Raw genomic sequence first — 20,917 nt, 5'->3', positions numbered from 1 at the left:
GGGCAGCAACATCCAGCAGAGGATGCCTTATTTCATTCGACAAGTCGCAACTGTGGCGTGCGTGCCTCGTTGTTTTTCAACACCGCCTGATAGGGGTCATGAGCACGCAGGACCATATCTGCCGCGCGTCGCAGTAATTGTCGGCGTCCCCTTCGCGAATAAAATCCGCCGGGAACTTGGCTGGTTTCAAGAAGGAACTGACGGTAGATGCGATAGGCTTTTGCATCCGGCATTTCGGGTTCGGCAAAAAACTCATCAATCGGCTGCTGAGAGACAAATTCGGGCTTATCGTACACTGATCTGCCGAAAATCCGCAGCGGAATGCCCCGCCACAGTACCTGCTGACCTGCGGTTGAATTGATGGTGACGGCCGAGTTCGCCTCATCCAGCAACTTAGCAAGTTTGCCACCGGGCACATAGTGAACGCGCCCTTCGATCCCATATTCGCGGCAAAGGTCGCGAACCCGACGGCGTAGCGGTTCGCGGTGGTTTTCTAGCGGGTGTTCCTTGATCACCAAGCGGTGATGGCCCGGTGCGCCCTTGGCGAAACCTTCGACCATCTGTTCCAGAAACGCGCTCATGCTGTTGTAGTCGGAATGCGATTGGACCGAGCTGTCGTGACCCAGTTGAAGCAGTACCAGATGATAAGGGAACGCGCCGCGGCGTACCCGTAATGTGGACCAGCCGCGCTGGAGCCGGTGAAACGGCATCAGGGCCAAGCGCTTGAAATACAGTTTGAATTCCTTGGCGACCGAAAGATCGCGATGCGGGCGGAAGTTGCGGTAGCGGCGGTTCATGAACAGAACGAACCAATGGTATAACGCGCCATAAAAGATGTGCTGGCGCATATCTCCCCAATGTGACGGTGGAGGCGGTGATGCCGTATCAGACTGCTCGAGCGCCTGATGCATATCCGTGACATCCAGTGACATCAGTTGGGAGTTTCCGTTGGACCCCCAACGCTCATAGGTCACCCACCAGGGCCGCAGATACCCTTCCTCGAAGACATGGATCGTTATGCCGCGGGATCGCGCGATTTCAACAGCACGGGCATGAACCGGGCGTGTGTCACCGTACAGAACGATATCGGTTACGTCCTTGCGGATGATCAGATCGATAAGCGTTTCGGGCCAAAGCTCTGGCTTGTCGCGAAACGGAATATAGGTGGATGTGTCAGACCAGAACGCCCGATCTCCGGCATTGAACCCGACCCGCCAGACCTGCGCGCCGGCCTCTTGCAGCATACGCCCCAGCGCGCTGAAGAATGGGCCATGTGGCCCCTGTAGGAACAGAAAGACGCGATCGCTTGATGGGGTGGCGGAGTGGGTCATCCTCGTCATATTATCCAATCTTCTGGGCGAAACTATGCCTGATTGTCTCAGTTTTTTACTCATTTATGCCTTAATTTAGCTGCCGGTCCTTGCCCACGCGCGGTGAAGGTCGTACCTCAGCCAGAGAAGTCAGGATCAGGTTAGGGATCGAGGGTTAACAGAATGTTTACGGGGATCGTCACGGATATCGGCACCGTTACTGAGTTAGAGCAGCAAGGCGATCTGCGGGCGCGCATTCAGACAGCCTATGAGACCGATGGCATTGATATCGGTGCTTCGATTGCCAGCGACGGTGTCTGCCTGACAGTGATTGCGCTGGGCGATAACTGGTATGACGTTCAGGTCAGTGCCGAGACGGTGTCGAAGACCAATCTGGACAGTTGGACACCCGGCAAACGTGTCAATCTGGAACGCGCCCTGAAGGTTGGCGACGAACTGGGTGGCCATATCGTTTCGGGTCATGTGGATGGTGTCGCCGAAGTCGTTGCAGTTCAGGATGAGGGTGATAGCACGCGCGTGACACTGCGTGCGCCAAAGGACTTGGCCCGTTTCATTGCCCCCAAAGGGTCGGTTGCGCTGAACGGCACATCCTTGACGGTGAACGATGTCAAAGGGTGCGATTTTGGCATCAACTTTATCCCCCATACCAAAGAGGTGACCACCTGGGGTGATGTCGCCGTTGGGGATCAGGTCAACCTTGAGATCGACACGCTGGCCCGCTATGTTGCGCGCTTGGCCGAGATGTCCTGAGGCAAATATACGTCGCGTCCTGACCCGCGCACGCCGTTTGCGCTCTGGCCTTTGGGCGCGGTGTGGTCTATCCCGCGTTGCAGAAATGCTCTTGTGAAAGGCTGCCCCATGAGCTTTGAAACCCCGGGCCCGGTCGAGGCCCAGCTGCGCGACGCGATCAGCCCGATTGAAGAGATCATCGAAGAGGCGCGCAAAGGCCGGATGTATATTCTGGTCGATCACGAGGATCGCGAAAACGAAGGCGATTTGGTGATTGCCGCTGAATTCGCCGATGCCGACGCGATCAACTTTATGGCCACCCATGGGCGCGGGCTGGTCTGTCTGCCGATGACGGCTGAACGGATCGACAATCTGGGCCTGCCGATGATGGCGGTAAACAATTCATCGCGTCACGAAACCGCTTTCACCGTCTCGATTGAAGCGCGCGAGGGGGTTTCGACAGGTATCTCTGCCGCAGACAGGGCGCTGACCGTGGCCACCGCGATCAACGAACAGAATACGATGGCCCATATTGCCACCCCCGGCCACATCTTCCCGCTGCGGGCCAAGCGCGGCGGGGTGCTGGTGCGCGCGGGCCATACCGAGGCTGCCGTGGATATCTCGCGTCTAGCGGGGCTGAACCCATCGGGTGTGATCTGTGAGATCATGAAGGCTGATGGAACCATGGCGCGTCTGCCGGATCTGGTCGAATTCGCGCAAGAGCATGACATGAAGATCGGCACCATCAGTGATCTGATCGCGTATCGGTCGCGCAATGATAATCTGGTGGTCGAAACCTCACGCGAGACCGTCACGTCGGAATATGGTGGCGAATGGGAAATGCGCCTGTTCACCGATCAGCTTCATGGCATAGAGCATGTCGTAATGATCAAGGGTAACATCACCACGCCAGAGCCCGTTCTGACCCGTACTCACGCCCTGCATGAAGCACCGGATATTCTGGGCCTCGGACCCAAATCTTCGCGCGAATTGCCGCGCGCGATGGAGAAGATCGCGGAAGAGGGTCGGGGGGTCGTCTGCCTGTTCCGCCAGCCGCGCAATTCGCTCTATGCGGTCGAAGATGAAGGCCCGCGCACCATCAAGCAAACGGGTCTCGGTTCTCAGATCCTGTCCAAGCTGGGCGTTCAGGAATTGGTTCTACTGACGGACTCACCTGAAACCGTGTATTTGGGGCTCGACGCGTTTGGCTTGTCCATCGTCGGCACCCGCTCGATCCTGAAGGAAGACTGAACATGGCTGCTCAAGACGAACATGGCATCCTGCCGACACCCAAATTTGACAAGCCGGTGAAACTGCTGATCGTGGCGGCCCCGTTCTATCGCGCCATTGCCGACAATCTGATCGCAGGTGCTAAGGCTGAAATCGAAGCGGCAGGTGGCACTTTCGAAGTTGTCGAGGTTCCCGGCGCGCTGGAAATACCAACCGCCATCGCCATGGCTGATCGCCAGTGCAATTTCGATGGTTATGTTGCACTGGGTTGTGTCATTCGGGGCGAGACCACGCATTATGAAACCGTCTGCAACGACTCCAGCCGCGCCATTCAGTTGATGGGTCTTCAAGGCCTGCTGATCGGCAACGGTATCCTGACGGTTGAAAACAACGAACAGGCCGAAGTCCGCGCCAACCCCGAAAAGATGAACAAAGGCGGCGGAGCGGCTGCTGCGGCCTTGCATCTGATCGCACTCGGCCGTAAGTGGGGCTCTTCCAAAAAGGGCGTGGGCTTCAAGCCGCCGTCCGAGTCCATCCTTGTGGCGGGCGACAGCAACGGATCCACGACAGTATGACCCACACAGATGCGCCGAAACCGGCCAACCAGAAACGCCTGATGAAATCCGCCGCCCGGCTTTATGCCGTGCAGGCGCTGTTCCAGATGGAGCAATCGGGGCAGACGACCGAAACGGTCGTGAATGAGTTTCTGGATCACCGGTTTGGTGCCGTCTATGAGGGTGAGGAGATGCTGGACGGCGATATCAGCGTCTTCCGGTCGCTGGTCGACAATGCGGTGAACTATCAAGCGCCAATTGATCAGATGACGGACCGTGCCTTGGTTGCGAAATGGCCGATTGCTCGGATTGACCCGACCTTGCGGGCGCTGTTCCGCGCGGCAGGTGCCGAGCTGACCCAAAGCGATACGCCGCCCAAAGTGGTCATCACTGAATTCGTGGACGTGGCGCGCGCTTTTTTCCCGGAAGGTAAAGAGCCCAAATTCGTCAACGCCGTTCTGGATCACATGGCGCGCGAGGCGCAGCCCGAGGCGTTCTGACGCCTTTACCGCAGCCTCACAGGCGCTAGACTCACGTCAATAGCGCAAGGAGGTCTGCCATGCCTAAATTGATCCGTCTCTACATCACGCAAGTTGTCTGGGGATTTGTCATCTCGGCGGTGTTTGTCGGGGTGTTGCTGGTCTTCAACGTAGCCAATCTGCGCAGCCTGATGATCGGCTCGGATGTCGGCCTGATCGCGTTGCTGATGATCTGGTTCATGAATGGGATCGTCTTTGCCGGGGTTCAGTTTGGCTACAAGATCATGAGCATGGCCGAAAAACCCAAAGGTCCGCGCGGGGGCACACCAGTTTTACAAGACTTGAAACCCGTTGCGATCAAGCAATAGGCGCGTGTTTCACGCTAATTTTGATGCCAGGCTGTATCACCCCGAGCCTCTCATTGGCTTTCTGGCATATCGCGAGATGGTTGCACCGGCATTGACTGTTGCTGCTTAAAAGCAGATGCAGTCGCTGTCATGTTTGTATGCGGTCGATCTTAGCCTATCGCGGATATTTAGAATGGCGTATCTGGGGCCTTGGTTTGATCATACTCCTTCAATATCGCGCTTTGAACAACCTGCGAAAAGGAAGGAACTTTGATCATCTTGTCCAAGGGACTAGTTTGATGTCATGGCCCCAGTAGCACAGCTAACCGACTGGATGATTACCGAAGGACGCCGCTCTGGCGACCCCGTGAAAGTAGTTTCTCATTTCTGCTCATCTTTGATCGAGGAAGGCGTTCCGCTCTGGCGAGTCAATATCGGTCAGCGTTTCGCCAATCCGTTACTAATTGCATGGGGGATTGTTTGGACCCCTGACGGGACCGACAGCTACGACGTGACTCATGAAACGATGTTGACAGAAGGGTATGTCGGCAGCTCATTTGAGTACATTCTGGAGCACAGAAAACCGCTTCACAAAAGCCTGCGACAACTTGATCCAAAGACTGAACATTCATCATACCTTGAATTCGCTGAGTTGGGTGGCACAGACTACTATGCCACCCTGATGTATTATGGCGATGGGTCTCTGCATGGCTGTACATTTGTTACGCAGGACCCCGATGGTTTTTTACCGCGCCATCTGGAATTGATTGAGGCAGCTCTGCCTGCTCTGTCTTCCGCTTTGGAACCTGTCACAATGCGCAAGTCAGCCAAGGGACTGCTACGAACTTATCTTGGTGATGGACCCTCTGATGCGGTGTGGAATGGGCGGATCAAGCGGGGCGAACGTACGACAGTTGATGCAGTCGTCATGTTTTCTGATTTGCGAGGTTTCACGGCCCTTTCAGAAGCCGCACCCGAGGTAGATGTCTTTGACGCGCTGAGCGGTTACTTCGATTTGGTTGTGCAATCTGTAGAAGAGAACGGCGGCGATGTTCTAAAGTTTATGGGTGACGGGATTCTCTCGATCTTCACCATCGCATCTCCGACTGATCACGCCGACCGGTGCCGAAAGGCTGCGCATGCCGCGCAAAGTGTATTGGCCGGTTTGACGACGCTCAACCATCGGCGCGATGAGGCGCAAAAGCCGTCTTTGGATGTTGGGATTGGGATCAATGTTGGGCAAGTCAGCTATGGCAATATCGGCAGTCCTGGAAGACTTGATTTTACGGTTCTCGGGGGCGCAGTGAACGTCGCCAGTCGCATAGAGGGTCTAACCAAATCCATCGGCTATAGAGTGCTGGTAACATCAGCGATTGCTAGCGCGTCGCCTGATCTGTTTTTGCCTTGTGGGTTTCACGAAGTTCGCGGCCTTGCTGAACCAATCGAATTGTTTTCTCTCATCGAAGGATAGCTTTGAACCAGTTTGCATGAATGTTCCTAGGAGCCAGGGAATGGGCGCTTAGGTTCAACTGGAAGGCCTGTCTACTGCGCCAGCATTGCGTTTGGAAGAGTTGGATTATCAGGCGGACTTATTTGATCTGCATGACATCCAGGCGCACAGAGACCGACGTTGGTGATACTTTGAACCAATTTGGGGAAGCGGCGGGACCACCAGTCAACCGTGCGGTTTGATTCCCGAGGACCTGTATGTACAGGTGGGCGCCAGGTAATCAGGCCAGGACCTGAACAGAGCCAGCCCCCTCGGAATTGCTTAAGGCCACCAGAATGCTACCAGTCACAAGAAGGGCAGAACCCGCCAAGCGCTTAGTTAGGGCGTCGGGCGGGTTCGTACAAGGGGTTTGTCGACAGATCAGGCGTCGACCGGCTCGTGCAGGGCGGTGCGCATCTTGCCGAAATGCTCGTCCCAGCCATTGTCCAGCGCCAGGATCAGGCCAAAGGCCTCGGCGGTTTGGGGCAGGCCTTCATGTAGCAGGCTTAGCCGTGTGCCGCCCGCAACGGGTGTTAACGTCCATTTGACTACGCTGACAGCATCACCCATAGGTTTGACGGTGAACGTGTATTCCAGATATTCTGGCGCGCGCGCTTCCCGGACTTCACCCCAGATCAGCAGATCGCCACTGGTGGTTCCAAACATCTCCAGCTTTTGGCCTTTGGCCAGTTTGCGTTCGGGTTTGTGAAACCATTCGGCTAGCCGCTCGGGCTCGGTCAGGTAGGCCCAGACCGTGTCCGGCTCGGCCCGCAGGAAAATGGATTTTTGCAACACAGAATTACTCATTTGTCTTTCCTTTCAATCGCTTCTTTAAGAGAGCTAAGGCGATCATCCCAGAACTGGTCAAAGTATCTGAACCAGTCCAGCACAGGCGCCATGCCCTGTGGTTCTATTCGGTTGATGCGTTCCCGACCGCGGGCTTCCACTGTGATCAGCCCGCCATCGGACAGGACCGTCAGATGCTTCTTGACGGCGGCCCGGGTCATGTCGAACCGGTCGGTCAACTGGCCGATCGTCATGTCCTCGGACGCCAGCAATTTGACAATGTCTCGACGGGTTGGATCGGCCAGCGCACGAAACGCGTTTTGAGTTAAGTTCTCCATCGGTGCCTCATAAGTAGTACCTTTCGGTATCACATTAATTGAATACCAAAAGGTATCATGTCAAGCCCGGATCTGTGCTTTACATTTGTTCACTAATTGTTCACATTTTTCTCATGACATTGGATCTACAACCCGGACAGAAACTCGCACGTGGTGTCGCGCGGCACCTTACCGCACATGGGTTTGTTTCTGTTGAAGAATTCGTGCCAGCCCGTGGTTTGCGGGTCGATGTTATGGGGCTGGGCCCCAAAGGTGAGCTCTGGGTGATCGAATGCAAATCCAGCCGCGCGGACTATCAGTCAGACGCGAAATGGCAGGGATATCTTGAGTGGTGTGATCGATTCTTTTGGGCCGTTGATACAGATTTCCCGACGGAATTACTGCCTCAGGAAACCGGCCTGATCATTGCCGACGCTTATGATGCCGAGATCATCCGAATGGCGCCCGAGGACAAACTGGCCCCAGCGCGGCGTAAGAAGATGATCCAGAAATTTGCAACCGATGCGGCACGGCGTCTGCACATACTGCGTGATCCGCGACTTTAGAAAAGCTCAGTCACTGACGGCACGGGCGGCTTGCGCTGCGGCGCGAATTTCTTCGGCGATTTCCTCAGCCTCTTCCGGGTCGAAATCCATCGGGACCTCGAGGCCATCAGCCTCGATGAACAGACGCACCATACCCTGATCAGTTGGGCCGATCTGCAGGTTGGCCTGAATGTCGCGTTCGGTGTTGATACCCATATTCGCCTCCGGGACTGAGCGTTCGTGCTAGCGCGCAAAGGGTTGAGAATCAAGCCGCCTTTGCGGTCAGATAGGGTATGGATGATGTGGTTCTCAGATCGTTTCGGGCCGATGATGCGCCCTGGCTGGTCGAACGGCACGGCACGCTCTATGCACGTGATGAAGGGTTCGACGACAGTTTTGCTCCGTTGGTGGCAGGCATCCTTCGAGAGTTCATTGCCGACCATGATCCATCCTGCGAATGCGGCTGGATCGCTGAGCGCGCAGGTGAAAGGCTGGGCAGTATCTTCTGTGTCAGGCTGGACGCACAGACCGCGAAACTGAGGCTGTTCCTGCTGGTGCCCGATGCGCGCGGGCTGGGGTTGGGCAAGCGACTTCTGGAGACCTGTATGGGCTTTGCCAAGCAGGCCGGATACCAGCAAATGCAGCTATGGACCCACGAAAGCCACCGCGCGGCCTGTGCGCTGTATCGGGCCAATGGATGGCAGCTTATGGGTAGCAAACAGGTGCATTCTTTTGGGGTCGATCTTGTCGAACAAAGCTGGAAAATTCAGCTTTAATCCTCTTGCAATCCCCGGACGCGTTCGGTACATCGCCCTTCACGAGTGCCGCCTTAGCTCAGTTGGTTAGAGCGCTGGATTGTGGATCCAGAGGTCCCCTGTTCAAGCCAGGGAGGCGGTACCAAGTCCCCAACATAGCAAGCGAATAGATGAGCAATTGTGGCGTGATCAAACTTGTTTGATCTGCTGAACTCGCGCGCAGGGTCAGCGCGCGAGGTTCAGTCTGAATTTCATCTTGCTTTGTCTTGCGACGGGCAGATGGCGGTTCAGGCGCTTGTTCACCAGTCCAAAAACCCACACGATGACAAGGGTCAACAGGATGAAATAAAAGGCCAAAATCGGGTAGGGCACAAACGGGTTGAAGGTTTTATCGGCAAAGTAGCTGGCATAGTACAAGGCGTCTCCGCGCTGCTGCCAGGCCGGGAAGGCCGAGAAAAAGACCAGTGTTGTGGACTGGAACACAAAGATCGCTTCGTTCGTATAGGCGGGCCAGGCCAGCCGCAACATGGTCGGCCAGACGATGCGGCGGAACCGTGCCCAGCCAGACATGCCATAAGCATCCGCAGCCTCAAGATCGCCCTTGGGGATCGAGCGTAACGCGCCATAAAAGATCTCACCCGAATAAGCGGAGGTGTTCAGGAACAGTACGATCAGCGCCCCCAGCCAGGCCGAAGTGAACGCGTCGAACATCGGATAGGGTTTCTTCAACGACAGGAAGAAGAAATAGGCAAAGAAGAACTGGATGAACAGCGGCGAGCCCCTGAACAGAAAGATGAACCATTCGGACGGTTTGCGCAGCCATTTGTTGGGCGATGCTTTTCCAACCGCCAGTGCGGTGGCCAGAAAGAACCCCGTGACCATTGCCATGATGCCGAAATAGACATTCCAGATCATACCTGAACCGATCAGGGTGAAATGCTCGCACAGGGTAAAGTCAGTTTTAGGCAGAAGCCGTTCGCCATAGCCCAGAGATCGCAGGCCGTAATTTTGAATAGTTTGCAAGCAGCTCATGCCGTGGTCTCCTTGCGCAGAAGCTCTCCGCCCGAAGTGGCCTGACCATGCGACAAGCGGCGCATCAGTTTCTCCAGCCCGATCTCGGACACACGGGTCATGCCAAGATAAAAGACCAGCAGGGCCAGAAAGTACCACATGCGCCAGTCGCCATGAGGGTAGTCGGTGAAGCGCGATGTCTTGGTGCCGCCCAGTTCGCGGGCCCAATAGACGATGTCTTCAACACCCAGCAAGAACAGCAGCGGCGTGGCCTTGATCAGAACCATCCAAAGGTTTGAAAGGCCGGGCAGGGCGTAGACCCACATTTGCGGCACAAGGATGCGCCAAAAGGTCTGGCTGCGGGTCATGCCATAGGCCTCGGCCGTTTCCAGCTGCGCATGTGGCACGGCGCGCATTCCGCCGAACAGGACATTGGCAGCAAAAGCGCCGAACACGATAGAGAATGTAATCACTGCAAGGAAAAAGCCGTAGGTCTCGTGCACCCATTCTGGCGAAGTCCCAAGCGGCAGCTTGGCGGCCTGACACACCAGAAAATCGTTGCCCTGACGGATCGGATCGGTCCAGTCGGGGCAGAGGATCTTGTGGCGGATCCATTCAAACCCCTGATCCAGAGCGATGACGAAGAACAGGAAAAAGGCAATGTCGGGCACGCCGCGTACAATCGCGATATAAGCCTTGCCCAGCCAACTGAGAGGCAGAAAGTGCGACCGTGCGGCCATCGCGCCTGCAAAGCCAAAGCCGAGCGCGACGGGCGCAGTCACGGCCAGCAGGGCCAGAACCTTGATGAAAGATAGGTAGAACGACCAGTGGACGCCATTGGTCAGATAGCACGAGAACCAGCGGAACGTGCCCAGCGTGTCAGGATCAGCGCAGTAGGAGAACATAAGGCGTCTTTCGAACGTCTGGTCCGGCAAGGCCGGAACGGGCCCGGCGCAAGGACGCCGGGCCGGGACAGGTCAGTATCAGTTGGTGACGACCGAACCGTCAGCGCCGTATGTGGCGGTGCCTTCACCGAACCACTTGATCAGCATCTCGTTAAGCGTGCCGTCAGCTTTCATCGACGTGATGGCTTCGTCGAACTTGCCGCGCAATTCACCATCGCTTTCACGCAGGCCCATGCCGACGCCACCGCCCAGCGGAACTGGATCGCCGACAAAGACCAACTCACCGCCCGATTCTTCGACCAGCGGCACCAGATAGTCGCGGTCAGCTAGAACAGCATCGGCTTCGCCGTTGCGGACGGCTGCGATGGTTTCTTCCGGGGTCGCGAATTCAACCAGAGTAGCGCCGGTTTCGGCGACGTGGCCTGCCTGAATGGTGGCGGTTTGCGCAGCAACAACACCACCGGTGACATCGGCTGCGTCAGAGGTCGCGACATAGGCCGACGCGGTTGGCGGATAATAGTCCTGTGTGAAATCGATGACTTCATCACGTTCGTCGGTGATCGACATGCCCGCGATGATGGTGTCGTAGTTACCCGATACCAGGTTCGGGATGATCGAATCCCAGTCGTTCTTAACCCACTCGCATTCCAGCCCGGCGCGTTTGCACAGCTCGTCACCTACGTCCCGCTCGAACCCGTCGATCTCACCGGCATCGTTGATGAAGTTATACGGAGGGTAGGCGCCCTCGGTGCCCATGCGCACGGTGTCGGCCATGGCCATCCCGGCGGTCAAAGCCAGCGCTGCAGTGGTCAGAATTAGGTTTTTCATTGGTTACTCCCCAGTTTGGTTCTGTTCTTTGAAATTATGCCGCTTTGGTAGCGGACAGAAAACCCTGAAGTCGCTTAGACTCAGGGGCGGTAAAGATGTCTTCGGGTGTGCCTTCTTCTTCGATCAGTCCTTGATGCAGGAATACGACATGGCTTGAGATATCGGCGGCCATCTGCATGTCATGGGTCACGATGATCATGGTCCGGCCTTCTGCGGCCAGGTCCTTGATCACTTTGATCACTTCCTGTTCCAGCTCGGGATCCAGGGCCGAGGTCGGCTCGTCAAACAACAGTGCTTCGGGCTCCATGCACAATCCACGCGCTATGGCGGCGCGCTGTTGCTGACCACCAGACAGTTGCGCGGGGTAGACGTCGCATTTGTCGCCAATGCCAACCTTATCAAGATACTTGCGGGCGCTGTCTTCCACTTCGGCCTTGTCACGGCCCAAAACGGTGACCGGAGCCTCCATTACATTCTGCAAGATGGTCATATGTGCCCAAAGGTTGAATTGTTGGAACACCATAGACAGGTTAGTCCGAATGCGCAGAACCTGCTTGGGGTCCGCGGGGTGGCGGCCATGACCTTTGCCAGCCCATTGTACGGGTTCGCCTTTGAATAGGATCTCGCCTTGCTGGCTGTCTTCCAGCAGGTTGCAGCAACGCAGCAGGGTTGATTTTCCCGATCCGGATGATCCTATGAGCGACACCACATCCCCGCGCCTTGCAGTGATGTCGACACCCTTGAGCACCTCGAGATTGCCGAAGCTTTTGTGAAGGTTCTTGATCTCGATGACGGCTGATGGGTCTGACACGAAGGATCCCGTTGTTGCTGGTATTGATGCGCTAATAGGACGGAAAATCCGGCACAATGCAATGCGCAAATCACAGAATCAGGGATCGAATCTGCCGAATTGACCAGAGGTTATTATCAAAATGAGTAGAGACTGTGCAATCAGGCTCTAGGTGGAGGGGGCGTGGGAACGGCCAGATATTCTTCGGCGGGAATATTGATCAACCCACGGATGTGAAGGAGGCGCTTGTCTTCTTCAGAAAGAGCGGTGATGGCCGTATGAACGGCATCTGCAATCTGATCCGGGTCCTGGGTTTGCGAAGTGATGTAGGGCAGCGCAGGGGTTGGCGATGTGCGGGCAACGTCGCGCAGATACTGGCCCAGATCCGTATGCTCCTTCAACAGCGCCCATGTCAGTGCATCCAAAGCGGCAAAATCTGCGTCGTGGTCGGCAACGGCCTGGGCGGACAGGGCGTGTTCGCCGGTTTGGATAAGTTCGGCGGGTTTCAAACCCAAATTGTCCAGATGTGTGATCGGCGCAGCCCAACCAGATTGCGAAAGCGCCTCGTTATAGGCGAACCGTCCCATCGCTAGGTCGGCAAGCTCGCGTGGGTCGTCGCATCGCGCCACAAAGACCGAGCAATAGTGACCAGCCGGACACCCTGGTAGTCGATAGTCTGGCGTTCCGACCAGTTGAACGTGGCCATGAAGGCGGGTGCGGTAGGGCATGCCGCAGGTCTGGGCGAAAACAAGATCGGGGTCTTGCCAGATATCCCAAACATCTCGATGCCGATCCAGTTGCGCCGGGCCAAATCCAAGATGGCTGCGGATCAGTGACCAGAATCGATTATTGGCGGCCTCCAGGGCAGGCATGTCATACATGCCCAGCATCGCTGTCACGATTGTGCAGCCTTTTGCCGGGCCAGCGCCGAATCCACATCGCTAACGCCCAGCAAGCTAACCACAAGGCGCAGCAGGGAATCTTCTTCACCTGTCCGCTGCCCATCCGCCAAGGCGACCGACCACATGGCCTGCACGACGGCCAGCCGATCCTCGTAGGCAACGGCCTCCTTAATGGCGCGGGTAAAGCGGACGGTATCGGGGGCCTCGGCCTCGAGATCTTCAGCACGTGCGCGCAGTCCGGCTGCTTCGAACGGAGACAGACCATAGCGTTGGGTCGATATCTTATCGATACGCGCCATCTCGGAGTCGGCATAGTCATTGTCGGATCGTGCGATGCGCACTAGCAGGGCGGTCAGCGCCAGGCGTGCGTCATCATCGGGAAGCGGGTCGGGAGCGGGCTGTGTCAGCCGGGACAGAAAATCACTAAACATGACACAGATATAGACGCGGGCTAGCTGGCTTCCAAGCGGCTTTGCACCCGTTCACGCGCAGCCTTGCTGTCATTGAAGCTAAGGCCCATCGCAGCGCGCGCCTCTTCAACGATCTTAATCTCACCCTCATCCGAGTCGCCATCGGCCAGAACGACCTCCCACAACGCATCCAGCGCGGCAAGGCGTTCCTGAAGGTCAGTGGTTTCGCGGATCAGTTTGCCAAACGTGTCGGTTTCGGGTGCAGCGGCATGCAGTTTCTCGCAGGTGGCGCGCACTTTAGCGGCTTCAATCGCGTTATGCTCATACAAACGCGCCAAAATCCGGTCGATCAGGCTGATTTCTTCCAGCTTATAGTCCCGATCCGCCTGTGCCACACGCACCATCAACGCGCCCAATGCCAGTTCAGCATCAGGATCGGGCAAATGATTGGTTTGGGGCGGTCGGAACGCCTGAAAGAACTTCTTCAACATAAGGGCAGATTACCCCATATTTTGTGGCGCGCCAAGCTACGACTACCCGTCATAGCCCTGAATGATCACAAGATCGCCATTCGATACCGGATCACGCAGGCTTTTGGCGTATTGATAACCCTCACTTTCATAGCAGGCCAGCGCGTCTTCGTAGCTGGGAAATTCGATTACCACTGTGCGGGCACGCGCGGCGCCTTCCTTAAGCTCTCGCGTTCCACCGCGCACCAGAAAGCGAGCGCCAAAGGCGGCGAATGCCTCGCCATTAGCCGCGATATAGTCTTTGTACCTCTCCATGTCGTCTACATCGACATGGGCCACCCAATAGCCTTTGCTCATCACAGCCTCCTACCCAGTTTCCCAGGCAAGGTGCTTAGAATTGACGAAAATAGCAATCCCGATCCGCCAGGGTCTCAGCTGTGGTTGATTGCGGCGTGCGCCTGTTCTGTAAGCCACCCAATCATCTGCCGGTAGGGCACGGGCCCATAGCTGACCCGCGCGACCCCAAGCTCTGCTAGGCGCGGGGTATCCGGCGTGCCGGGCAGGGCGATGATGTTGACGGGCAGGTCGGTTGCTTCGCAAAGTTGACCGATCATCGCCTCATCCTTCAGGCCGGGAGCAAAGAAGCCGCTTGCCCCTGCGGATTGATACGCGGCGGCTCGTGCAATCGCATCGTCTAGCATGGCTGCGTCATGAGTGTCAGCCGGGGCTTTCAGGAAGATATCGGTGCGGGCGTTGATATAGGCCGGAATACCAGCCCCGTCGCAGGCTTTGCGCACCGCTTCGACCCGAGAGGTTTGATCCGCAATAGGGTAAAGACCATCTCCGCCAATGATCTGATCCTCGAAGTTGAATCCGACAACACCGCAGTCCAGCGCGCGGACAACGTTGTCGGAAATTGCTTCCGGATCAACGGCATAGCCAGATTCGAAATCCAGCGTCACGGGCAGATCAACCGCTTTGACGATGCGTCTGACATTGTCCAAGGCGGCTTCCATGGGGAAATCCTGCCCGTCGGAATAGCCCCGCGCCATCGCGACCGGAGCACTGCCGGTAGCTATCGCCTTCGCTCCGGCGTCGCGCACCGCACCGGCACTGCCAGCGTCCCAGATGTTGAACAGGATGACGGGATCACCCTTTTTGTGCAGGCTGGTAAAGGTTTCGGCGCGTTGGGATTGGGTGGTCATGGGGGTTCTCCTGTCGAAGCTTATTCAACAGTTAACCCCATGGCAGGCAATCGCTAAGCGCTTAATTGTGTCGGTACATCACTTGGCTGCGACCGGATCAGACCAGGCGCGAGGTGTCCTTGGCCGCGCGGACAAAGTCGCGAAACAGCGGATGTGGATCGAAGGGCTTGGATTTTAGTTCAGGGTGATACTGAACCCCAATGAACCAGGGGTGATCCGACCATTCAACAATTTCTGGCAGACGTCCATCCGGCGACATGCCCGAGAAGTTCAGCCCCGCACCTTCAAGCTGTTTGCGATATTTGATGTCCACTTCATAGCGGTGGCGGTGGCGCTCCTCGATCTGAGTGCCGCCATAAACCTCGGCCACTTTCGAGCCTTCGGCCAGAACCGCATTGTAGGCACCCAAACGCATGGTGCCGCCTTTGTCGTCGCCGACTTTGCGCTCCACCTTGTGGTTTCCCTGAACCCATTCTTTCAGGTGATAAACCACCGGCTCAAAACGCTTTTTGCCAGACTCATGGTCAAATTCCTCGGAACCGGCCTCTTTGATGCCTGCTGCATTCCGCGCGGCTTCGATCACCGCCATCTGCATGCCGAGGCAGATACCCAGATAAGGTACTTTGTGCTCGCGCGCATATTGCGCCGCCTTGATCTTGCCTTCGGTGCCACGCTCACCAAACCCGCCGGGCACGAGGATTGCGTGGAAGCCTTCCAGATGGGGCGCAGCATCTTCGGTGTCGAAAATCTCGGCATCCACCCACTCAACCTTGACCTTGACCCGGTTGGCCATGCCGCCATGAGTCAGAGCCTCGGCAATCGACTTATAGGCGTCTTCCAACTGTGTGTATTTGCCGACGATGGCGACCTTCACTTCCCCTTCGGCATTGTGGATGCGGTCGCTGACGTCTTCCCATTTTGCCAAGTCCGGTTTCGGGGCAGGGCTGATCTGGAACGCGTCCAGAACGGCCTGATCCAGACCCTCGCGGTGATAGGCCAGCGGGGCGTCGTAGATCGTGGAGAGATCCTGCGCCGCGATCACGCTGTCCGGGCGCACGTTACAGAACAGCGCCAGCTTTTCGCGTTCCTTGGTCGGAATCGGACCCTCGGACCGGCAGACCAGAATGTCAGGGGCCAGACCGATCGAGCGCAGCTCTTTCACCGAGTGCTGGGTTGGTTTGGTTTTCAACTCACCCGAGGCCTTGATGTAGGGCAGCAATGTCAGGTGCATGAAAATACACTGGCCGCGCGGCTTGTCCTGGCTGAACTGACGGATGGCTTCAAAGAACGGCAGGCCTTCGATGTCACCTACGGTGCCGCCGATTTCGCACAGCATGAAATCAACCTCATCTTCGCCAATCGCGATGAAATCCTTAATCTCGTTGGTGACGTGGGGGATCACCTGAATGGTCTTGCCAAGGTAATCGCCGCGGCGCTCTTTCTCCAGCACGTTGGAATAGATCCGCCCCGAGCTGACCGAGTCGGTCTTGCGGGCAGCCACTCCGGTGAAGCGTTCGTAATGACCGAGGTCCAGATCGGTTTCGGCGCCATCATCCGTGACAAAAACTTCGCCATGTTCAAAGGGCGACATCGTGCCCGGATCGACGTTCAGATAGGGGTCAAGCTTACGCAGACGCACCGAATATCCCCGAGCCTGCAACAAAGCACCTAAAGCCGCTGAAGCCAGCCCTTTGCCCAAGGATGAAACCACACCACCAGTGATGAAAATAAATCGCGCCATGTTTTTCGGCTGCTCCCGTGAGACGTCATTATCAGCTGCCCGGCGGCTTGAAAAAACCGCAGCACCACGGGACTTCACATATAAAGGATTCGCGCCCATAGCGCAAGAGAACCGCAAGATGCTGTTGCAGTTCTCTTTCAGATTTCTAGGTTTTGTGTATCAGTCGGCTTGCGGGATCAGCGGTGCGTTGTCGCCCTGCGCCGGAGGCAGCAGGTCATCCGCCGACGGAACGGCCGGTGTGCTTTCTTCGGTCGCGGCCGGTGCCGGAACACCCAAACGGTCAATCACCGAGCTGCCTGAAGACTTCTGCGCTGCTAGAATCGTCAGCGTGATCGAGGTCACGATAAAGCACGCGGCCAGAATCCAGGTCAGTTTACCCAGCGCCGTTGCCGCTGCGCGCCCGGTCATAGCGCCACCACCGCCGCCGCCCATCCCAAGGCCACCGCCTTCGGACCGCTGCATCAGCACAACGGCGATCAGGCCCAAAGCCAGAAGAAGATGGATGATTAGAACGACGTTTTCCATGGTGGTCCCGAACAGCGTGGCGTGTATCGCGTGGTACTTATGCAAGTTTGTCAGCGGGGGCAAGTCAGGAGTTCGCATCACCCTGCGTGATGTCTCATATCACAGCAAAGGGACTGGACAGAACGCCAATACGTGACGCAGGCTGCGGCCTATGCCTCATGACGATCCTGACCACCCGCATGCCTTGCTCCCGCCTGAACCCGCATTGCGCGTCAAAGCGCTGGAAACGATTCTGACCCGTAAGGGGCTGATAGATCCAGCTGCGCTGGATGAGATCATTGATACATATCAGAATAAAATCGGGCCTCAGAACGGTGCGCATGTTGTGGCGAAAGCCTGGAGTGACCCGGCATTCAAGGCGGCACTTCTTGCGGATGCAACGTCGGTCGTTGCGGATCTCGGTTACTACGGGCGGCAGGGCGAACATATTGTCGTGGTCGAAAATACGCCCGAGCGGCACAACATGGTCGTGTGCACCTTATGCAGTTGTTATCCATGGCCACTGCTTGGCATTCCGCCGGGTTGGTACAAATCCGACGCCTATCGCGCCCGCGCGGTGCGGGAACCGCGCAAAGTGCTCGCGGAGTTTGGCGTTACCTTGCCCGAAGACACTGCGGTACGGGTCTGGGACTCAACTGCCGAGATTCGCTATCTTGTTTTACCCACGCGACCCAAAGGCTCGGAGGGCCTGAACGAGGACGAGCTGGCGGCTCTGGTCACGCGTGACAGCATGATCGGCACTGGGCTTCCCAAGGTGCCATCATGACCCGCGTTCACGATATGGGCGGGCGCTTTGGTGACGGCCCGATCCATCCGGAAGGTGAAGGTGCCCCGGTTTTCGCCGAAGACTGGCATGCACGGGCATTGGCGGTCACCTTGGCAGCAGGGTTTCTGGGGCAATGGAACATAGATATCTCGCGCCACGCGCGTGAGCGTCTTTCACCCAAGGACTACGCGCGGTTTTCTTACTATGAGAAATGGATATCCGGCCTCGCCGATCTGTTGGTTGAACAAGGCGTGCTGTCCTTGGACGATCTGAAAAGCGCTAGCGGGGACCAACCGCATCCTCTTTCCGTGAAATGCTTGCGGAAGGATGCGGTTGCAGCGGCACTGGCCAAAGGCGGGCCAGCAGATCGTCCTTCGACCATCGCCCCGCGCTTTGCGCCGGGGCAGAATGTTGTCACTGCACATCCATCAGCCAATCGTCTGGTTGAAGGCGGCCATACCCGTCTGCCTGCCTACGCTACTGGAGCTCGGGGACGAATCCTGCGCCTGCACGGGGCCCATGTCCTGCCCGATTCAAATGCGCATGGGTTGGGTGAGGCACCAGAACCGCTTTATGCCGTTCTGTTTCCCGCATCAGAACTGTGGGCCAATCCAGAGCATCCCGAGGATGAGGTGGTGCTGGACCTCTGGCAAAGCTATCTGGAGCCCACATGAGCACATGTCTGGACGTCACGGCTCCCGAACCGGTCTTTGCGGAACCGTGGCACGCACAGGTCTTTGCGGTGACCGTGGCGCTGAATGAAGTCGGCTGGTTCGATTGGCCCGACTGGGCGGGGCGCTTTTCGGATACACTGAAACGCAACGGTCTGAGCCGCGAATTGGATGGTGGGGATGACTATTTTCATGCCTGGCTTGAAACACTTGAAGCTTTGCTGGCAGAACGCGGCGCGGCCTCACCGGATGTTGTGCAGACCCTTAAGCAGGAGTGGGAACAGGCCTATCTGACCACACCCCATGGGCAGCCGGTGCATTTGCAACAAGGCGGGTAGGGGGCGCTGCCCCCGCCGCCCGTTCCGGGCGATCCCCCGGGATATTGCTGGCCAGATGAAGCAGAGGATCCGATCTTCATCTGGCTACAAATATCCCCGCCGGAGGCATCGCGCGGCAGCGCGATTACCGTCTGCGGCGAAATACCAGTTTCCCTGCCGCTAGAGCCCCGCTATACGAGCCGAGTTTGATTACTCAGCACGAAAAGGACCGGATATGGCCAACGTGGTTGTTGTCGGCGCCCAGTGGGGTGACGAAGGAAAAGGCAAGATTGTCGATTGGCTCAGCGAACGGGCGGACGTCATCGCGCGTTTTCAGGGCGGGCACAATGCCGGGCATACTCTGGTCATTGATGGTGAAGTCTACAAACTGCATGCTCTGCCTTCGGGTGTCGTGCGTGGCGGCAAGCTGAGCGTCATTGGCAATGGCGTCGTGCTGGACCCCTGGCACCTGCTCAAGGAAATCGGGACGATCCGGGCACAAGGTGTTGAGATCACGCCAGAAACACTGATGATCGCCGAGAATACGCCTCTGATCCTGCCGATCCACGGTGAATTGGACCGCGCGCGCGAGGAAGCGGCGAGCAAGGGCACCAAGATCGGGACCACCGGTCGAGGCATCGGTCCGGCGTATGAAGACAAGGTCGGACGGCGTTCTGTACGCGTCGCTGATTTGGCGGATGAAGCGACGCTAGAGGCTCGGGTAGATCGCGCGTTGCAGCATCATGATCCGCTGCGCAAAGGCTTGGGCATCGAACCTGTCGACCGTGATGCGCTGATTTCGCAACTGAAGGAGATCGCGCAGGAGATTCTGCCGTTTGCGGCACCAGTCTGGAAGGTGCTGAACGAAAAGCGCAAAGCGGGTAAGCGCATCCTGTTCGAAGGCGCCCAAGGCGCGTTGCTGGATATTGACTTCGGGACCTATCCGTTTGTGACCTCATCGAATGTGATCGCAGGGCAGGCGGCCACGGGTGTGGGCATCGGGCCGGGTTCGATTGATTTTGTGCTTGGGATTGTCAAAGCCTACACCACCCGTGTTGGCGAAGGCCCGTTCCCGACCGAGCTAGAAGATTCAGATGGGCAACGCTTGGGTGAACGTGGTCATGAATTCGGAACGACCACAGGCCGCAAGCGCCGTTGCGGTTGGTTCGACGCCTGTTTGGTGCGTCAGACCTGCGCTACCAGTGGGGTCAATGGTATCTCGCTGACCAAACTTGACGTTCTGGACGGGTTCGAGACGCTGAAGATCTGTACTGGCTATGAGTTGGACGGTGAGCATCTGGACTATCTGCCAACTGCGGCCGATCAGCAGGCCCGCTGCAAACCGATCTACGAAGAAGTGCCTGGATGGAGCGAATCCACCGAAGGTGCGCGCAGCTGGGCGGATTTACCCGCCAATGCGATCAAATATGTGCGTCGCGTTGAAGAACTGATCGAATGCCCTGTGGCCCTTTTGTCCACCAGCCCGGAGCGGGATGATACCATTCTGGTGACCGACCCGTTTGCAGATTGATGGGCGGCGACAAAAATACCGGCCTCAGCTACAAGGCCCGCCGCCGCTGGTCTCTGGTGATCTTGCTGGTCGGGTTGCCGCTTTATATCGTCGCGGTGGTGACAGTTGTGAACTGGCTGGATCGCCCGTCTATTCTGGTCGAACTGCTGGTTTACATCGTCCTGGGCATTGTCTGGGCCTTGCCCTTCAAATTTGTCTTTCGCGGGGTTGGTAAAGAAGACACGCAAGATGACTAAACAAAAAAGGGCCGAGATATCTCTCGGCCCTTTGCTTCTATGGTTGG

General features: G+C 57.1%; 28 protein-coding genes and 1 tRNA gene. 14 read left to right on the top strand and 15 right to left on the bottom strand.

The features are described from left to right. Nucleotides 1-32: 32 nt before the first annotated feature. Nucleotides 33-1,331 carry a capsule biosynthesis protein gene (locus ACR0JE_RS02325; RefSeq protein WP_480862786.1) on the bottom strand — a complete coding sequence of 433 codons (1,299 nt, stop codon included), beginning with the start codon at nt 1,329-1,331 and terminating at the stop codon, nt 33-35. Nucleotides 1,332-1,493: 162 nt separating this feature from the next. On the opposite strand from ACR0JE_RS02325, the gene ACR0JE_RS02320 reads away from it, so the two are divergent. The 6 genes from ACR0JE_RS02320 (at nt 1,494) to ACR0JE_RS02295 (ending at nt 6,141) form a co-directional block, all read left to right on the top strand. Further along, nucleotides 1,494-2,081, top strand: coding sequence for a riboflavin synthase (locus ACR0JE_RS02320; RefSeq protein WP_480862711.1), 588 nt, complete (start codon nt 1,494-1,496; stop codon nt 2,079-2,081). A 108-nt stretch (nt 2,082-2,189) separates the two neighbouring features. Then, nucleotides 2,190-3,311: a 3,4-dihydroxy-2-butanone-4-phosphate synthase gene (ribB, locus tag ACR0JE_RS02315; protein WP_480540981.1), complete on the top strand. Its 1,122-nt coding sequence runs from the start codon at nt 2,190-2,192 to the stop codon at nt 3,309-3,311. A 2-nt stretch (nt 3,312-3,313) separates the two neighbouring features. Beyond that, a complete protein-coding gene (locus tag ACR0JE_RS02310; protein ID WP_480540983.1) occupies nt 3,314-3,865 on the top strand; it encodes a 6,7-dimethyl-8-ribityllumazine synthase in 552 nt (183 codons plus the stop codon). Then, the gene (nusB, locus tag ACR0JE_RS02305) at nt 3,862-4,344 is read left to right on the top strand and encodes a transcription antitermination factor NusB (RefSeq protein ID WP_480862709.1); all 483 of its coding nucleotides are present in this window, start codon (nt 3,862-3,864) and stop codon (nt 4,342-4,344) included. Before ACR0JE_RS02310 ends, nusB begins: the two co-directional genes overlap by 4 nt. A 59-nt stretch (nt 4,345-4,403) precedes the next feature. Beyond that, entirely contained in the window at nt 4,404-4,691 is a 288-nt protein-coding gene (locus tag ACR0JE_RS02300) for a hypothetical protein (RefSeq protein WP_480862707.1), read from the top strand. Between the two features lie 313 nt (nt 4,692-5,004). After that, nucleotides 5,005-6,141, top strand: coding sequence for an adenylate/guanylate cyclase domain-containing protein (locus tag ACR0JE_RS02295; RefSeq protein WP_480862705.1), 1,137 nt, complete (start codon nt 5,005-5,007; stop codon nt 6,139-6,141). Nucleotides 6,142-6,540: 399 nt separating this feature from the next. On the opposite strand, the gene ACR0JE_RS02290 is transcribed toward ACR0JE_RS02295, so the two are convergent. Together ACR0JE_RS02290 and ACR0JE_RS02285 are read right to left on the bottom strand one after the other, a co-directional pair. Next, on the bottom strand, nt 6,541-6,966 hold the full coding sequence (locus ACR0JE_RS02290; protein WP_480862703.1) for an SRPBCC family protein: 426 nt from the start codon (nt 6,964-6,966) through the stop codon (nt 6,541-6,543). Beyond that, nucleotides 6,963-7,283 carry a metalloregulator ArsR/SmtB family transcription factor gene (locus ACR0JE_RS02285; protein WP_170532504.1) on the bottom strand — a complete coding sequence of 107 codons (321 nt, stop codon included), beginning with the start codon at nt 7,281-7,283 and terminating at the stop codon, nt 6,963-6,965. The genes ACR0JE_RS02290 and ACR0JE_RS02285 overlap by 4 nt, the downstream gene beginning before the upstream one ends. A 113-nt stretch (nt 7,284-7,396) precedes the next feature. Between ACR0JE_RS02285 and ACR0JE_RS02280 the strand changes: the two genes are divergently transcribed. Further along, complete coding sequence (locus ACR0JE_RS02280) at nt 7,397-7,828, top strand: MmcB family DNA repair protein (protein WP_480862701.1); 432 nt, start codon at nt 7,397-7,399, stop codon at nt 7,826-7,828. Nucleotides 7,829-7,834: 6 nt separating this feature from the next. Here the strand turns inward: ACR0JE_RS02280 and ACR0JE_RS02275 are convergent, their stop codons facing one another. Next, nucleotides 7,835-8,023 carry a DUF6324 family protein gene (locus ACR0JE_RS02275; RefSeq protein WP_480540997.1) on the bottom strand — a complete coding sequence of 63 codons (189 nt, stop codon included), beginning with the start codon at nt 8,021-8,023 and terminating at the stop codon, nt 7,835-7,837. Between the two features lie 77 nt (nt 8,024-8,100). On the opposite strand from ACR0JE_RS02275, the gene ACR0JE_RS02270 reads away from it, so the two are divergent. Then, a complete protein-coding gene (locus tag ACR0JE_RS02270) occupies nt 8,101-8,583 on the top strand; it encodes an N-acetyltransferase family protein (protein WP_480862699.1) in 483 nt (160 codons plus the stop codon). Between the two features lie 47 nt (nt 8,584-8,630). Beyond that, a tRNA-His gene (locus tag ACR0JE_RS02265) sits at nt 8,631-8,707 on the top strand. Between the two features lie 80 nt (nt 8,708-8,787). Here ACR0JE_RS02265 and ACR0JE_RS02260 read toward each other — a convergent pair. The 11 genes from ACR0JE_RS02260 to secG all read right to left on the bottom strand — a co-directional run bounded on the left by ACR0JE_RS02260 (nt 8,788) and on the right by secG (nt 17,349). Then, nucleotides 8,788-9,594 carry an ABC transporter permease gene (locus ACR0JE_RS02260; protein ID WP_480862697.1) on the bottom strand — a complete coding sequence of 269 codons (807 nt, stop codon included), beginning with the start codon at nt 9,592-9,594 and terminating at the stop codon, nt 8,788-8,790. Next, entirely contained in the window at nt 9,591-10,478 is an 888-nt protein-coding gene (locus ACR0JE_RS02255) for an ABC transporter permease subunit (RefSeq protein ID WP_170532514.1), read from the bottom strand. The genes ACR0JE_RS02260 and ACR0JE_RS02255 overlap by 4 nt, the downstream gene beginning before the upstream one ends. A gap of 78 nt (nt 10,479-10,556) precedes the next feature. Beyond that, nucleotides 10,557-11,306 carry a transporter substrate-binding domain-containing protein gene (locus tag ACR0JE_RS02250; protein ID WP_170532516.1) on the bottom strand — a complete coding sequence of 250 codons (750 nt, stop codon included), beginning with the start codon at nt 11,304-11,306 and terminating at the stop codon, nt 10,557-10,559. Nucleotides 11,307-11,340: 34 nt separating this feature from the next. Continuing rightward, the gene (locus ACR0JE_RS02245) at nt 11,341-12,117 is read right to left on the bottom strand and encodes an ABC transporter ATP-binding protein (protein WP_480827591.1); all 777 of its coding nucleotides are present in this window, start codon (nt 12,115-12,117) and stop codon (nt 11,341-11,343) included. Nucleotides 12,118-12,257: 140 nt separating this feature from the next. After that, nucleotides 12,258-12,986, bottom strand: coding sequence for a phosphate/phosphite/phosphonate ABC transporter substrate-binding protein (locus tag ACR0JE_RS02240; protein WP_480862784.1), 729 nt, complete (start codon nt 12,984-12,986; stop codon nt 12,258-12,260). A gap of 5 nt (nt 12,987-12,991) precedes the next feature. Beyond that, nucleotides 12,992-13,429 (bottom strand): tellurite resistance TerB family protein, encoded by a 438-nt coding sequence (locus ACR0JE_RS02235; RefSeq protein WP_353007967.1) that lies wholly within the window; start codon nt 13,427-13,429, stop codon nt 12,992-12,994. A 20-nt stretch (nt 13,430-13,449) separates the two neighbouring features. Further along, on the bottom strand, nt 13,450-13,899 hold the full coding sequence (locus ACR0JE_RS02230; RefSeq protein ID WP_480862695.1) for a tellurite resistance TerB family protein: 450 nt from the start codon (nt 13,897-13,899) through the stop codon (nt 13,450-13,452). A gap of 42 nt (nt 13,900-13,941) precedes the next feature. Further along, complete coding sequence (locus ACR0JE_RS02225) at nt 13,942-14,235, bottom strand: DUF1330 domain-containing protein (RefSeq protein ID WP_353007966.1); 294 nt, start codon at nt 14,233-14,235, stop codon at nt 13,942-13,944. Nucleotides 14,236-14,309: 74 nt separating this feature from the next. Then, the gene (locus ACR0JE_RS02220) at nt 14,310-15,083 is read right to left on the bottom strand and encodes an isocitrate lyase/PEP mutase family protein (RefSeq protein ID WP_480862693.1); all 774 of its coding nucleotides are present in this window, start codon (nt 15,081-15,083) and stop codon (nt 14,310-14,312) included. A 97-nt stretch (nt 15,084-15,180) separates the two neighbouring features. Then, nucleotides 15,181-16,824, bottom strand: a complete 1,644-nt coding sequence (locus ACR0JE_RS02215; protein WP_480862691.1) for a CTP synthase — start codon at nt 16,822-16,824, stop codon at nt 15,181-15,183. 159 nt (nt 16,825-16,983) lie between these two features. Next, the gene (gene secG, locus ACR0JE_RS02210; protein WP_170533101.1) at nt 16,984-17,349 is read right to left on the bottom strand and encodes a preprotein translocase subunit SecG; all 366 of its coding nucleotides are present in this window, start codon (nt 17,347-17,349) and stop codon (nt 16,984-16,986) included. A gap of 151 nt (nt 17,350-17,500) precedes the next feature. On the opposite strand from secG, the gene nthA reads away from it, so the two are divergent. The 5 genes from nthA to ACR0JE_RS02185 all read left to right on the top strand — a co-directional run bounded on the left by nthA (nt 17,501) and on the right by ACR0JE_RS02185 (nt 20,870). Then, nucleotides 17,501-18,115 (top strand): nitrile hydratase subunit alpha, encoded by a 615-nt coding sequence (gene nthA, locus ACR0JE_RS02205; protein WP_480862689.1) that lies wholly within the window; start codon nt 17,501-17,503, stop codon nt 18,113-18,115. Beyond that, nucleotides 18,112-18,789 (top strand): nitrile hydratase subunit beta, encoded by a 678-nt coding sequence (nthB, locus tag ACR0JE_RS02200; RefSeq protein ID WP_480862686.1) that lies wholly within the window; start codon nt 18,112-18,114, stop codon nt 18,787-18,789. The genes nthA and nthB overlap by 4 nt, the downstream gene beginning before the upstream one ends. Continuing rightward, a complete protein-coding gene (locus ACR0JE_RS02195; protein WP_480862684.1) occupies nt 18,786-19,124 on the top strand; it encodes a nitrile hydratase accessory protein in 339 nt (112 codons plus the stop codon). The genes nthB and ACR0JE_RS02195 overlap by 4 nt, the downstream gene beginning before the upstream one ends. A 214-nt stretch (nt 19,125-19,338) precedes the next feature. Further along, a complete protein-coding gene (locus tag ACR0JE_RS02190; protein WP_480541019.1) occupies nt 19,339-20,634 on the top strand; it encodes an adenylosuccinate synthase in 1,296 nt (431 codons plus the stop codon). Next, nucleotides 20,634-20,870 (top strand): DUF2842 domain-containing protein, encoded by a 237-nt coding sequence (locus tag ACR0JE_RS02185; protein WP_480541021.1) that lies wholly within the window; start codon nt 20,634-20,636, stop codon nt 20,868-20,870. Before ACR0JE_RS02190 ends, ACR0JE_RS02185 begins: the two co-directional genes overlap by 1 nt. Nucleotides 20,871-20,917 lie beyond the last annotated feature (47 nt).

It is taken from the genome of Ruegeria sp. H3 (assembly GCF_056533095.1).
Note: the sequence above shows the minus strand (reverse complement) of the source record. Positions and strands in the feature narration are given on the sequence as shown.